General features: G+C 40.4%; 12 protein-coding genes. 10 read left to right on the top strand and 2 right to left on the bottom strand.

The genetic code is table 11. The features are described 5' to 3' along the window. The first annotated feature begins 29 nt into the window (after positions 1-29). The 8 genes from B155_RS0102550 to B155_RS0102585 all read left to right on the top strand — a co-directional run bounded on the left by B155_RS0102550 (position 30) and on the right by B155_RS0102585 (position 9,063). The gene (locus B155_RS0102550) at positions 30-1,031 is read left to right on the top strand and encodes a hypothetical protein (RefSeq protein ID WP_157464707.1); all 1,002 of its coding nucleotides are present in this window, start codon (positions 30-32) and stop codon (positions 1,029-1,031) included. Further along, positions 1,018-2,013, top strand: a complete 996-nt coding sequence (locus tag B155_RS0102555; protein ID WP_018126675.1) for a vWA domain-containing protein — start codon at positions 1,018-1,020, stop codon at positions 2,011-2,013. The genes B155_RS0102550 and B155_RS0102555 overlap by 14 nt, the downstream gene beginning before the upstream one ends. 60 nt (positions 2,014-2,073) lie before the next feature. Beyond that, positions 2,074-5,397 (top strand): transcription-repair coupling factor, encoded by a 3,324-nt coding sequence (gene mfd / locus B155_RS0102560; protein WP_018126676.1) that lies wholly within the window; start codon positions 2,074-2,076, stop codon positions 5,395-5,397. A 105-nt stretch (positions 5,398-5,502) separates the two neighbouring features. Beyond that, the gene (locus B155_RS0102565; protein WP_018126677.1) at positions 5,503-6,024 is read left to right on the top strand and encodes a hypothetical protein; all 522 of its coding nucleotides are present in this window, start codon (positions 5,503-5,505) and stop codon (positions 6,022-6,024) included. A gap of 180 nt (positions 6,025-6,204) precedes the next feature. Next, entirely contained in the window at positions 6,205-6,636 is a 432-nt protein-coding gene (locus B155_RS0102570) for a hypothetical protein (protein WP_157464708.1), read from the top strand. A gap of 3 nt (positions 6,637-6,639) precedes the next feature. After that, positions 6,640-7,887 (top strand): hypothetical protein, encoded by a 1,248-nt coding sequence (locus tag B155_RS0102575; RefSeq protein ID WP_018126679.1) that lies wholly within the window; start codon positions 6,640-6,642, stop codon positions 7,885-7,887. A 52-nt stretch (positions 7,888-7,939) separates the two neighbouring features. After that, positions 7,940-8,857, top strand: a complete 918-nt coding sequence (locus tag B155_RS0102580) for an L-threonylcarbamoyladenylate synthase (protein WP_240386236.1) — start codon at positions 7,940-7,942, stop codon at positions 8,855-8,857. Between the two features lie 11 nt (positions 8,858-8,868). Continuing rightward, the gene (locus B155_RS0102585) at positions 8,869-9,063 is read left to right on the top strand and encodes a YwbE family protein (RefSeq protein ID WP_018126681.1); all 195 of its coding nucleotides are present in this window, start codon (positions 8,869-8,871) and stop codon (positions 9,061-9,063) included. A 111-nt stretch (positions 9,064-9,174) separates the two neighbouring features. Here B155_RS0102585 and B155_RS0102590 read toward each other — a convergent pair whose 3' ends face one another. Continuing rightward, positions 9,175-10,257 (bottom strand): M42 family metallopeptidase, encoded by a 1,083-nt coding sequence (locus B155_RS0102590; protein ID WP_018126682.1) that lies wholly within the window; start codon positions 10,255-10,257, stop codon positions 9,175-9,177. Between the two features lie 137 nt (positions 10,258-10,394). Here B155_RS0102590 and B155_RS0102595 point away from each other — a divergent pair, with 137 nt between their 5' ends. After that, positions 10,395-10,835: an acyl-CoA thioesterase gene (locus tag B155_RS0102595; protein ID WP_018126683.1), complete on the top strand. Its 441-nt coding sequence runs from the start codon at positions 10,395-10,397 to the stop codon at positions 10,833-10,835. Beyond that, entirely contained in the window at positions 10,835-12,088 is a 1,254-nt protein-coding gene (locus B155_RS0102600) for an HD domain-containing protein (RefSeq protein ID WP_018126684.1), read from the top strand. The genes B155_RS0102595 and B155_RS0102600 overlap by 1 nt, the downstream gene beginning before the upstream one ends. Positions 12,089-12,098: 10 nt before the next feature. Here B155_RS0102600 and B155_RS0102605 read toward each other — a convergent pair whose 3' ends face one another. After that, the gene (locus B155_RS0102605) at positions 12,099-13,334 is read right to left on the bottom strand and encodes an MFS transporter (RefSeq protein WP_018126685.1); all 1,236 of its coding nucleotides are present in this window, start codon (positions 13,332-13,334) and stop codon (positions 12,099-12,101) included. Positions 13,335-13,342 lie beyond the last annotated feature (8 nt).

Genomic DNA, 13,342 nt, shown 5'->3' on the forward strand with positions numbered 1-13,342 from the left:
TTGACATCGCAGAAAATTCAAACACATTCATGATCGATATTGATCGGCTATTAACAATTCGTCTTCAAATTTGTTGCCTAGTATTTTTATTATTCTCAGGAGTAGTACAAGCTCAAACTGTTACGGTTACTTCACCTACCGATTCTCTTGAAGTAGGTGAGACTTTTGAATTCGCTATTTCTTACAAAAGTACTACCACTTACGATAAAGTTATTTTTCCTGACTCTACCCTATTTGGTGCCGATTTAGGATTTCGATCCATGCAACAATTCAAACTATCTGATTATGCAGATAGTACGGTATATGAACTTCAGTTTTTTGCCCTCGACGAAGCCACCATTGCTCCCCTGCCTCTTAGAGTGATAAGTGCCGGCGATACCACTTTATTATTTACGGAAGCCGTAGTTTTAAACCAACGAAGTGTTTTGGCTAGTGCTGAAGATCCATTAAAGCCATCCAAGCCAATTTTTGAATTCCCGATCACCCTATGGCCATGGATATTGGGTTTACTTTTACTCGCCGCTATCGCTTACTTCCTCTATCAAAAATATGTAGTGAATAAAGAAGAAGAACCTGTTCAAGAAGTTATTATCCCTGAATTCCAGAATCCGTTGAATGAACTGGAACAACGACTCAGAGCACTCAAAACCAAGCACGACGATTCCATTGAGAAAGACTACAAGACTTTTTACAGCGAATTGGGTGATGCATTAAGATGGTACATAGAGGAAGTGTACAAGATTCCTGCACTGGAAAGCACTTCACGAGAAGTCATAAGATTTATGGATGCTTTTGGAATGGATATAGAAATGCTAAAGCACACTCGTGAGATATTGAAGGAAGCGGATATGGCAAAGTTTGCCAAGTTCAAACCCACCTACGAGCAATCGCTAAAAGCTTATCATTTTGGGCATTCATTTTTAGAACGTGCCCGTCAAGTTGATTTAACTCGTATTCAACGACTTCGCGACGAATTTGAAGCTCAATTCCAAACTATTCAAACTGAGGAGGCCGACCATGGAATGGGCTAATCCTGAATGGTTTTACGCACTTTTGTTACTTCCTATATTTATAGGAGTCTATTTATTTCGATTCTTTAAGAAACGTAGTCCATCGCTTACGTTTTCAAACCTAGAGCTTGCCAAAAGCTTACCTGGAAATTGGAAGTCGCATTTACATTGGATGGTTGCATTGGCAACTTGGACCGGTTTTGCACTGCTTATTGTTGCTCTAGCTCGACCTCAGCTAAAGCTAACCACCATCGAACGGAATGCTGAGGGGATTGATATAGTGATGGTGCTAGATATCTCATCTTCTATGCGGGCTGAAGATTTGCAACCCAATCGCTTTGAAGCGGCACGCGAAGTTGCGAAGGAGTTTGTAGGCAAGCGAGTGTCAGATCGTATTGGATTAGTAACCTTTGCTATGAAGAGTTTTACGGTAGTTCCGCCTACCCTCGATTACCAATTACTTACTCAGTTATTGGATGATTTAGAAATGGGTGTGATAGAAGATGGTACCGCTATCGGTATGGGAATAGCTACGGCAATCAATCGCCTTAAAGACAGCGAGACTAAAAGTAAGGTTATCATTGTACTCACTGATGGGCAAAACAACGCCGGTGAGATTGATCCTGTAACCGCCGCCGACTTAGCCCTGACTTACGATATCAAAATTTATACCATTGGTGCGGGTACACGAGGAACAGCACCCTACCCTATTCAAGACCCAATTTTTGGGCGCCGTTATCAGAATATTGAAGTAAACATTGATGAAGAAATGTTGACTTCCGTGGCGGAGCTTACAGGTGGTAAATACTACCGTGCAACGGATTCAGACGAACTTATGAGGGTATACAACGAAATTGATGAACTCGAAAAATCTAAAGTAGAAGAACTCATCTACACTGACTTCGAAGACCAATACCCTAAATATCTATCTCTGGCATTTGTTTGTTTTCTGCTAGCATTCGGAATTGATCGGTTTATACTTCGGAGCATAGTTAGTTCTTAAATAGGATATGCCTTACCTTTGGGCACCAAATTTTTTGACCATTCGATTTGATCCTATTTCATGAAGAAAACGGCTTTACTCAAGAGAATTTCATCTACTGTCGAGTTCGACACCTTTAAACAACAGCTAAAGAACACCTCTACCCTTTTTGTTAAGGAAAGCGTTGGGTCTATATCTTCATTTTTGATCAATGAGCTAAGCAATGAGTTCAAAAATGTATTGGTCATTACGGATACTGAAGAAAATGAACGCTTTTTAAAAGCAGATTTAGATACGATTTCTAAAGTAAAACACATTCGGTTCCCTGCTACCAACCACAAGCCCTATGATAAAGATCAAATAGTAGACTCGGGTACCCTTGTATTACGTTCTGAGGCTCTCGATTTAGTGAAAGGTAGAGCTAAGAAAATTGTACTCACATCAGCAGCGGCTATATCTGAAAAAGTAGCACCGCCAAATGTACTCGACAAAGTGAGTGTAAATGTAACTAAAGGCGAAAGCATAGACCCTGAGCAACTTAAAGAGCGGTTAGTTGATCAAGGATATAGCCCCACTCGTTTTGTAGATGAACCCGGTGAATTTGCCGTACGTGGTGGAATTTTTGATGTATACCCTTATGCGGGTGAGTACCCAATTCGCCTTGAATTTTTTGGAGACGAACTCGAATCAATCCGTGAATTCGACCCAGACTCTCAACGTTCTATCGCCTTTTTAAATAACGCGCGTTTCATCCCGGATTTAACAAATCTACCAGATTCAGAGAAAGACAGTTTCCTCTCCTATTTCAGTGAAGACACGGCTTTGGTTCTCATTAACCCTGAGCTCATTCGAAATGAAATTGAAACGCAATTTGAGCAGGCTTGCATAGCCTATAACAACCTTGATGATGAGGATGAAGCACATCCTTCTACTCAATTCTTAGATATCTCTCAATTTGACCAAGACCTGTCAAAATTTGAAACCACTATCATATTCGGAGCGGCCACTGGAGTTACAGACCCGTTCAAACTAAGTACGAAGCCGCAACCAGATTTTCATGGTAATTTTGAGTTACTACGTAAAGATATAACTGAACAGACAGAAGCTGGTCGACATGTAGTAATCTGTTGCGATAATGAAGGACAAATTCATCGTTTTGAAGAACTCTTAGGTGAACCTACCGATGAATTCGATTACTCTTTACTGGTTGAGTCATTACATGAAGGGTTCATTTTCCCTTCTGCTAACTTATGCCTGTACACCGATCATCAAATATTTAACCGATACTACCGCCCAAAGGTAAAGCGGCGTAAGCACCAAGGCGGTATCTCTTTCAAAGAACTGAAAGATCTAAACATGGGCGATTATGTAGTTCATGTGGATTATGGTATCGGAAAGTTTTCAGGCTTCAAGAAAATCAAAGTAAAAGAAAGCCATCAAGAGGTTGTAGTACTTCTATATAAAGACGACTCCGTGCTTTATGTGAATGTAAGCAGCTTGCATAAGCTCCAAAAATACTCGGGTAAAGAAGGAACAGCGCCTAGAGTAACCAAACTAGGCTCAGGAGAATGGGCTCGTAAAAAAGCCCAAACTAAGAAGCGTGTGAAGGATATCGCACGTGAACTCATCTTACTTTATGCGAAACGAAAAGCTCAAAAAGCATTCTCATTCGGCGAGGATACCAATTGGCAGGTGGAGATGGAGGCAAACTTTCAGTATGAAGAAACGCCCGATCAAGACGCTGCCATTCAAGCCGTAAAACAAGACATGCAGAGCGAACAACCCATGGATCGCTTAGTGTGTGGAGATGTAGGTTTTGGAAAAACTGAGGTAGCGGTTCGTGCGGCCTTCAAAGCAGTAATGGACCATAAACAAGTGGGGGTTTTAGTGCCCACTACCATCCTTGCTGAGCAGCATGCTAAAACCTTTCAGAAGCGAATGGGTAAATTCCCCGTGAGCATTGAGGTGCTTTCACGGTTCAGAAGTAAAACAGAGCAAACTCAAGTACTGAAGAAACTTGATAAAGGTGAAGTAGATATTCTTATAGGCACTCACCGAATCCTTTCGAAAGATGTAAAGTTCAAAAACCTTGGGCTAATCGTAGTAGATGAGGAACAACGGTTTGGCGTAAGTGCTAAAGAAAAGCTTAAAGAATTTAGAGCTGCTGTTGATGTATTAACGTTAACGGCAACGCCCATCCCACGAACGCTCCAATTTTCTCTTATGGGGGCTCGCGACTTAAGTATCATAAGTACTCCCCCGCCGAACCGTCAACCTGTTTATACTGAAATACACAGCTTCAACGAAGACCTTATTCGTGATGCCATTCTTCAGGAAATGAGCCGAGGTGGACAAGTATTCTTTATTCATAATCGCGTAAAGAATATTGAAGAAGTTGCTGAGATGATACGACGCCTTGTGCCAGACATTCGAGTACGCTTTGGCCACGGACAAATGACAGGCCCTCAGCTGGAAAAAATCATTACCGACTTCTACTCCCATAAGTTTGATGTGCTCGTATCTACCAATATTGTCGAGAACGGAATCGATATTGGGAATGCCAACACCATTATTATCAATCAAGCAGATAACTTTGGTTTAGCTGAATTACATCAGCTTCGTGGACGTGTTGGGCGTTCGAATCGTAAAGCCTTTTGCTACCTCATTACTCGACCTATTGAGACTTTAACCCCCGAGGCGAGAAAACGCCTACTTGCCCTTGAAGAGTTTTCGGATTTAGGCTCTGGATTTAATATCGCTATGCGCGATTTAGATATTCGAGGTGCTGGTGATATCCTCGGCGCCGAACAAAGTGGTTTTATTAACGACATCGGATTTGAGTTATACACCAAGATTCTAAATGACGCAGTCAAAGAACTTAAGGAATCTGAATTCAGCGACATGTTCGAAGGCGTTGAAGTTGATATTGAACTTCCTGAGACACTGGTTGAGTTTGACCAATCAGCCCTACTTCCAAATAACTACATCAGTGATAATGTAGAACGATTGAACTTATATCGTAAGCTTTCACAAGCCAAAGATGAAGCACAGATCGAAGACTGGAAAAAAGAAATTGAAGATCGATTTGGACCGGTTCCTAAAGAAGCGAACTTCTTGATTGAGGCAAGTAAAGTGAAACTGTTTGCTTCGAAATGTTTATTCACTAAAGTGACGATAAGAGCGGGTAGAATTTGGATTGTGTGCCCTAAGGCTGAAGCTAAATTAGCCCCTCATTTCTACGACAATGGCAAGTTCCAGAAAATCTTAAAACATCTTGAAGCACTTAAACCCGAGAAGTTTCAATTGATCCAAAAGAATGATGCTGTTAGGTTTGTGATACATGACATTGAAAACATTTTCGAAGCATCTAAGTTCCTTAAAACCCTTTGGGCCCGTTTAGATTAATGTTGTAATTTTAACATTAAAAAATTTTAATATCTGTCATATTCTTTTAGATTAGTCCTCTATAGAAATAGGATAACTATTCGGGAAAATAAATAAATCTAGGACATGCAAGACTCATCTCAGGCATTACAAGCGTTAGGGGCAATTATACTTTATTCCCTCATCGCTTTAAACTTCAATAAATCTAAACTCAATAACATTGTAATTGATATAGAAGCAGAAAAAGACAAGTCTGCTATTGCATTGGCAAGTACAGTAATTGAAGAAGCTCGGTCAAAAAGCTACGATGAATTAGCACAAGGCATTGACCCTGTAAGTAGCCCATCTGAATTTACTCACCCTTCTAACTTTGGCAATGATGGCTCAGAAAGCTCACGTGCTGATTTCGACGACTTTGATGACTATCACGGGTATTCGTGGGATGAAGAAACTGACAACGGGGATTATGAAGGGTGGATTGAAGTATGCTATATAGCCGACCTTGAGTCGAAAGACACCTGCATTAACACTCAGAGTCGATTTAAAAAAATGATCGTAAATATTAGATACGGTAATATTGATCCTGTTAGGTATAGTATCGACCGCGCTCCTGTTCAACTCGAGTATATCAACTCATACTACCACTAACCTACAGAACTGATTATTATGCAAATTCACGGGCTTTTAACCAGCTTTGTAATAGCTGGCTTTCTTCTAGTTTCAATGGCTACATATACGCTTAATTTTAGCAACCATTCAGCAAGCCAATCATTAGCAAGTTCCACAAAAAACAGATTAGACTTTATCTCTGAGCTACTAGAGTTTGAAATGAAAAAGATTGGCTACACCAAAAATGGGATTATTCAAGATAGTCCGATTGTGTATGCCGATTCTAATCAAATAGTATTTGAAGCCGATATCAACAATGACGGGATAAACGATCAAATTAAATGGCATTATGATCGAAGCTCCCCGGTTACATCTACCGAGAACCCTAAAGACTTCAATCTTTATCGCACTCAAAGAACTTTACCAGATTCAACTGTGATTGAAGAAGCTACCATGCCAGCAAGTGTTACACGGTTAAAGTTTACTTTTTACGATGAAGACCAAAATGAGCTCGCATCCCCTGTTTTTGACCCCGATGATATAGAAAGCATTCAGGTGTACCTGATGCTAGAAAGTCTTGGTGCTGTAGACGGCAAATATGAAGTTACACTCTGGGAAAAAACAATCTACCCTATTAACCTAAGCTTATAAATTATGGGACGTGCCTTACTTATTTACACGGTAGTTTTATCAACGGTTCTAGCTATATATCAACTGAGTATCAGAAACCAACAATCTGTAATACTTGATGTTAATAACTACACCATCACTCAAAAGCATGCACTAAGTCTTGCTAACGCAGGGGTGGATCATACCTTAAATTTTCTAAAATCGAGCCCATATTTCGTAACTGGCGAAAATGATTCATTAGAATTGAATATGGGATCCGCAAACTTTAAGGAACGGGTTTACATAAAGGTGTTAGATTTCAACCATGACACTACCTTATCAAACTCACCCAGAGAGATTAAACTAATTTCAACCGGTGTTGCTGACAATGTTATTAGTAGGGTAATCACCTTAGCCAAACTAACAGATAATGGATTCCCATTAGTCAATTCTTCCTTAGGCTTATATTCAAAAACAAATGATTTTGAAATGGAAGTGAAAGGGTCAAACTTTTCAATCTCTGGTTATGATGAAAATTTAGATGGATCTATACCGGTGTTCTCATCTCCAGTTCATGGAATTTTTGCAAGTAATAACACTACAAAGAGTTCAATTACTAATCCTGGACGCTCTAAACTTTCTACCGCTCAACAAAATCAAATAATCGGTAAAGGCGTATTTACCCCAAGTATTCTAACTGATAAAAGTGTACCACAACCAGATTTTGAGCAGTTAATTAATGATTTTAAGACTAATGCTACACGAAACTATAGTAGCAAAACCGTAAGTAGCGCAAATTGGGGCACTCCCTCCTCTCCTGAGATAGTGGTTATTAAAGACAAGCTGCAAGTAACATCAGGTGACCTAAACGGCTATGGCATCCTCATCATCGAAGGTGAAGACGTTCAGTTACAGGTTGAAGATGATTTTAACTGGCAAGGATTGGTAATTTTCAATGGCGAAACTGTTCAAGTTCAAGTAGCTAAAGGTGATATGAACATTGATGGCTTGGTTTACTCGGTTGGTAGCCGAACTTTAAGGAAGGCGCAAAACACTAAAACTCAGATTCAGGTTCAATCGGGAAGCTTGAATATTCATGGATCGTTAATGATTGGGCAACAGGGCGCAAAAGGTAACCCACAAGTTCAAGTTCAAATTGAAAAAGATCTTGATATTCAATACAGTACTGAAGCTTTAAATATTGCCAACAGTGTTACTTCAGGTAAAATTGGCGGTGGTGTTAGTTTCGTTAAATACAGTGTGTTTGAGGATTTCATTTCAGAAAACCATTAAGCTTTAGCTCACACCTCATTCAAAATTTGCATAGTTTCCAACCATGGAATCTATGCAAAACTATGTATCTCAAATTAAGGAAGGCGGAATTGTAGCCTTTCCTACTGAAACCGTTTATGGGCTCGGAGCATCTGCTACCAACCCCTCTGCTATCGCCAAAGTATTTGAACAAAAAGGAAGGCCATCCGACAACCCACTTATCGTTCATATTTCATCGATAGATCAGCTTTCAGATTTCACTAACTATCCATTACCGAAATTTGCTCCCCAATTAATGGAGAAATTTTGGCCCGGCCCTTTAACCATAGTTATTCCTAAGAAGGCATCAGTCTTAGATTCCATCACTGCCGGCTTAGATACCGTGGCTGTTCGTATGCCGAACCATGCTTTAGCTCTCGACTTTATCCAGCAAACAGGGCCTCTTGTTGCTCCAAGTGCAAATAAGTCCAGCCGACCAAGCCCAACCAAAGCAAGCCATGTTCTCGCTGATTTTGGCAGTTCATTCCCAGTAATAGATGGAGGGCCTACAGAAGTGGGATTGGAATCAACTGTTCTTGATTTAACAAGTGAAAAACCCACCATTTTACGCCCAGGGAGTATTTCAAAAGCAGAAATTGAAGAGTGCCTGAACTCAGAAGTGCTAGAAGATAATCAACAAACGGATAAGCCTAAAAGTCCGGGACAAAAGTATTCTCATTACAAACCCAATGCTGAAGTCCATTGGCTAACTTCCGAAGATGAAATAGATCAAGATGATACTCTATTTCTACTCGTGAATAGTGAAACTTCAGAAGAACACATCGTTGGTTATGATGGAGATTATCAAAAGCTTGCTCGTGAACTCTATGACCGATTTAGGCAAGCGGACTTACATGGGTACAAAAAAGTAATCATTGAACCCTTTCATAAAAACAACTCTCCCGTTGCTGCAGCTCTTCTAAATAGAATCGAAAAAGCAATCGGTAAATAAGCCTAGGAATCATGGACGGAACACAAAGAAAAGACATTCAAGTTGGCAGTAGCGTTAAGGTGGTACAGAAACATCACCAAAGATCTGGAGAGCTTACCGAAGGAGTAGTAAAACGCTTACTAACCAAATCACCCTCTCATCCTCACGGTATCAAAGTGATGCTCGAATCTGGAATTGTTGGGAGAGTAAAGCAGGTTCTATCCTAATTCGCCACGATATATACATTGATTTCTTTTCTTCGATAGCTATGCACTTACTTCATTATCGAAATCAGGGCCAATAAAAAAGCCCACTTCGAAAGCGGGCTTTTAAACTAATTAATCTTCGAAAACACTAAACGTTTGGTCGGGCCGCATGGCTAGCACCGCTTCCACCATGATGGTGATTAGTGCTTCTACATCTTTCATATTACATGTCTCTACGGGTGAATGCATATATCTTAATGGCAGAGAAATAAGTGCACTCGGAATTCCCGTTTGTTGATAGAAAATACTATCGGTATCGGTTCCTGTTCTTACACTAGTGGCTTCATGCTGAACTTCGATGCTCGATTTTTCACACACATCTTCTAAAAAGGACACTACGGATGGATGATTTGCACCACCATGTTGGATAGTAGGACCATTACCCATTTCCACAGTACCATGTTCTTTTTGGTCAATACCGGGGGTATCTGTAGCATGGGTTACATCGGTTACCAAAGCTACATCAGGCATAAATCTATAGCTCATCATTCGAGCACCGAAACCACCTACTTCCTCTTGTACCGAATTAAGAGCAATCACATTTACTTTTAGCTCGCTTTTACGCTCACTTAAGCTACGCATAGCCTCGGCAATGATGTATCCACCCATTCTATTATCTAAAGCACGGCCTGATAGGATATCATCATTCAAAAACTCCATATCTGAGGCATAGGTAATAGGGTCGCCAACTTGAATAAGCTCTAAGGCTTCCTCTTTTGAAGACACCCCGATATCAACATAAATGTCTTTCCATGCAGGTTGCTTACCCCCACCATTTTTTGTGGTTTGTAGGTGAATAGCCGTATTTCCTGTTATCCCTACAACACGGCCTCTTTTATTATGGATAAATACTTTTTTAGCGCGAGCAATGGTTGAATCACTTCCACCTAGCTTATTTACATAGATAAAGCCATTGTCGGTAATGTGTTGAACCACCATACCTATTTCATCACAATGTGCTTCTAACATTACTGTAGCTACATCACCACTCGTATTGATTTTAGCGGCAGCTGAACCATAAGCATCAGTAACTACTTCGTCAGAAAACTGTTCTACATAGTTCTTCCAAACTTTTACTCCTCCCTTTTCAAAACCGGTTGGACTTGGGGTAATCAGTAGATCTTCTAAAAACTCGTTACTTGTAATTTTAGCCATGTGCTGTTTGATGAATTGGTTGTAAATTTTGCCTCGGAATATAGCGAAATCATAACCGACATTGGAATATGTGATTCACAATTGAAGATGGAGTGGTTTACACCGATATTCTGCCCAAACAATGAAATAATCTATTCATGGACAAACTTCCCTATAACGAAGATCAATTTTACCATTGGCATAAAATTGAAACTCGATTCAGAGACCTCGATACACTGCGGCATGTAAACAATGCCAACTTTTTCACATACTATGAAGAGGCAAGAATTCATTTCTTAGCTCATTATGCATCAAAAAGTGGAGCCGAATTCGGTAAAACCAAATCGTTTGTGCTTGTTAAAGCAGAGACCGAGTTTCTAGGGCAAATAAAGTACCCTAGCACGCTGTTAGTAGGCACAGGCATTCTCGAGGTAGGCAACTCAAGTTTAGTGGCTTTACAAGCCATTTATGATGAAAAGGATAAATCATTAAAGAGCATGGCCAAAACAAAGGGAGTATGGTTTGATTTAGAAAAACAACGCCCTACCCGTTTACCTGAGATCGAGAATCTCGATGAAATGTTAGTTACATTGCCCTAATGGATAAAAGTACACGATACAAGATCTTTAACGATCCGGTTCATGGTTTCATAACCGTACCAAAAGGAATCATCCTTAAACTTATTGATCACCCTTATGTGCAACGCCTTCGCAGAGTACGGCAACTAGGCTTGGGGTATATGGTATTCCCTGCTGCCGAACACTCTCGATTTTCCCATGCCTTAGGAGCCCTAGAATTAGGTAAACGTGTACTTAACAATCTTCGCGAAAAGGATACAACCATTAGCGACAAAGAGTATGAAGGCACCTTAATTGCCATACTTCTTCATGATATTGGACACGGCCCCCTTTCTCACACTTTAGAGCATACTTTGGTTAAAGACTTTAATCATGAAATGATGAGTCTTGCAGTGATGAAAGAACTTAACAAGGAGTTCGATGGTGCACTGGATACCGCAATTGCCATTTTCACCAATCAGTACAAAAAGAAGTTTCTACATCAATTAATTTCATCCCAGTTAGACCTAGATCGCTTGGATTATCTAAGCCGAGATAGTTTTTTCACAGGCGTATCGGAAGGACGAATTGGGATCAATCGTATCCTTAAAACTATGCGTGTTCACAAAGGGAACATCGTGATTGAGAAAAAAGGTATTTATGCGATCGAGAACTATATCATTGCTCGCCGTTTGATGTACATGCAAGTATACCTGCATAAAACGGTATTAAGCGCTGATGCTTTGATTAGAGCGATTTTCAAAAGAGTTCGTCACTTGATGGATACCAAATCCAACTTAGAATTCGCCTCTCAAAGCTTAAAGTATTTCATTGAAGAACAGCCTTCTGCAAAGCGCCAGATTACTAAAAAAATGATGGCCTACTATATGCAGTTGGATGACTACGATGTGTATCTAAACATTAAATTTTGGGCACTAAATAACGACAAAGTATTATCCGATTTATGTAACCGATTTTTAGATCGCAGCCTGTTCCGTACTACTTTCTTCGACTCGGTTCCAACCGATGAACAAAAAGAAGCTATTCATCAGCGAACAAAATTAGCCCTTAAAAAGCTGAACCTGCCTTACGGTAATGAAAGTGCTGCTTACTACTACAGTTTTGACCGAAGCTATACAGAAGCCTACAAATACCAGAATGAAAGCATCTGGATTTTGAATGATGGGAATGCTGTTGAGTTTTCGAAAGCAGCAGATACGAAGAATATCATTGCCCTTACCGAGCCCGTAGTTAAAAACTTCTGTGTACACCTTAAAGAGATTGACGTACACTAATTAGATTTTTTTACGGTTCTAAAGTTTGTCGTTGGCGATGCGAACGATGGATTATGTAACCCAATGCAATGATGTTCGCTACGGCACATACATAGAACACTATAGGTATTCGCGAAAGTACATCCTGATAGTACCACCCTGAGAAAAAGGCTCCAAAACCGATCCCCGCTTCTAGTGCTATAAACATGGTTGCGATGCCTTTGCCACGAGCGTTTGTGGGGCTTAAGTCTACAGTCCAAGCATTCAATGCTGGCGATAAAATCCCTAGGGATAGTCCGTACAAAGTTGCAGCAACCATCAGGCCTATTTGTGTTTCAAAACTACCCATCACACTTAAAGAAAGCACCATACCTACCAACCCAACTATGATTACTGGGACTCGCCCATAACGATCTGATGCCTTCCCCGCGATAAACCTAACTAGCACCGAGGATAGAGTGAATACCACAAAGAATAGCCCCTTGTTGGCGAAGCCTAACCCATCGCTCCAATCGGGGATGAGTGTTAATATGGATCCAAAGGCTAAATAAGAAAGGAATATTACGATTGACGGCGGTAATACTTCACGGGCAAAGATATCATGCCGAGTAATTTTGATCATATCCCAGCTGAGTGGCTTCCTCTGCCCTACAGTTTCTTTGAGTGCGAGCATGAATGCCATGGAGCAGAAAGCGAGTAATGAAGAACTATAGAATAGTACTTCGAACGAATAGTAAAGTTTGATATAGCTACCCAATGCAGGACCTGATGCCATACCCACACTAAAAAATATACTTTGTAGTCCAAGTGCTTCACCCCATTTATTGGCGGGAACAATGTCGGATACATAAGCTGCATAAGCCGTTGGACTAAATCCCGTTGAAAATCCATGCATCAATCTCAGGAATAAAAAGCCAGCAACAGTACCTAGCACTGGGTATAAAAACCCACAAATCACACAGAAGAAAGCACCAATGAACATCACCGGCTTTCTACCTAGCGTATCCGTTAATCGGCCACTAAAAGGGCGTGATAGCCCTGCTGTGAGTGTAAATAAGGAAATGATTAAGCCTTTATACTCAGCTCCTCCCATTTGGCTTAAATAAGCCGGGAGCTCCGGTATTAGCATATTAAAGCTGGCAGAAAAGAAGTATGAACTTAAGCAAACAAGTGCAAAGCGCAGGTTGTAAATGGGGTGATTACCCCAGTTTTTTAAGAACCTTACACTATGACCGCTTACGGGCTCTACCCCTATTTGATTTCTCATCTATTTAG

The sequence above is a fragment of the Balneola vulgaris DSM 17893 genome (assembly GCF_000375465.1).
GTDB lineage: Bacteria > Bacteroidota > Rhodothermia > Balneolales > Balneolaceae > Balneola > Balneola vulgaris.

What these genes read in the sequence shown, in the direction of transcription:
- B155_RS0102600 (WP_018126684.1), top strand. Translation starts at nt 10,835, where the DNA reads ATGGATAAAAGTACACGATACAAGATCTTTAACGATCCGGTTCATGGT.
- B155_RS0102550 (WP_157464707.1), top strand. Translation starts at nt 30, where the DNA reads ATGATCGATATTGATCGGCTATTAACAATTCGTCTTCAAATTTGTTGC.
- B155_RS0102585 (WP_018126681.1), top strand. Translation starts at nt 8,869, where the DNA reads ATGGACGGAACACAAAGAAAAGACATTCAAGTTGGCAGTAGCGTTAAG.
- B155_RS0102590 (WP_018126682.1), bottom strand. Translation starts at nt 10,257, where the DNA reads ATGGCTAAAATTACAAGTAACGAGTTTTTAGAAGATCTACTGATTACC.
- B155_RS0102565 (WP_018126677.1), top strand. Translation starts at nt 5,503, where the DNA reads ATGCAAGACTCATCTCAGGCATTACAAGCGTTAGGGGCAATTATACTT.
- B155_RS0102605 (WP_018126685.1), bottom strand. Translation starts at nt 13,334, where the DNA reads ATGAGAAATCAAATAGGGGTAGAGCCCGTAAGCGGTCATAGTGTAAGG.
- B155_RS0102570 (WP_157464708.1), top strand. Translation starts at nt 6,205, where the DNA reads ATGAAAAAGATTGGCTACACCAAAAATGGGATTATTCAAGATAGTCCG.
- B155_RS0102575 (WP_018126679.1), top strand. Translation starts at nt 6,640, where the DNA reads ATGGGACGTGCCTTACTTATTTACACGGTAGTTTTATCAACGGTTCTA.
- B155_RS0102595 (WP_018126683.1), top strand. Translation starts at nt 10,395, where the DNA reads ATGGACAAACTTCCCTATAACGAAGATCAATTTTACCATTGGCATAAA.
- B155_RS0102555 (WP_018126675.1), top strand. Translation starts at nt 1,018, where the DNA reads ATGGAATGGGCTAATCCTGAATGGTTTTACGCACTTTTGTTACTTCCT.
- mfd (WP_018126676.1), top strand. Translation starts at nt 2,074, where the DNA reads ATGAAGAAAACGGCTTTACTCAAGAGAATTTCATCTACTGTCGAGTTC.
- B155_RS0102580 (WP_240386236.1), top strand. Translation starts at nt 7,940, where the DNA reads ATGCAAAACTATGTATCTCAAATTAAGGAAGGCGGAATTGTAGCCTTT.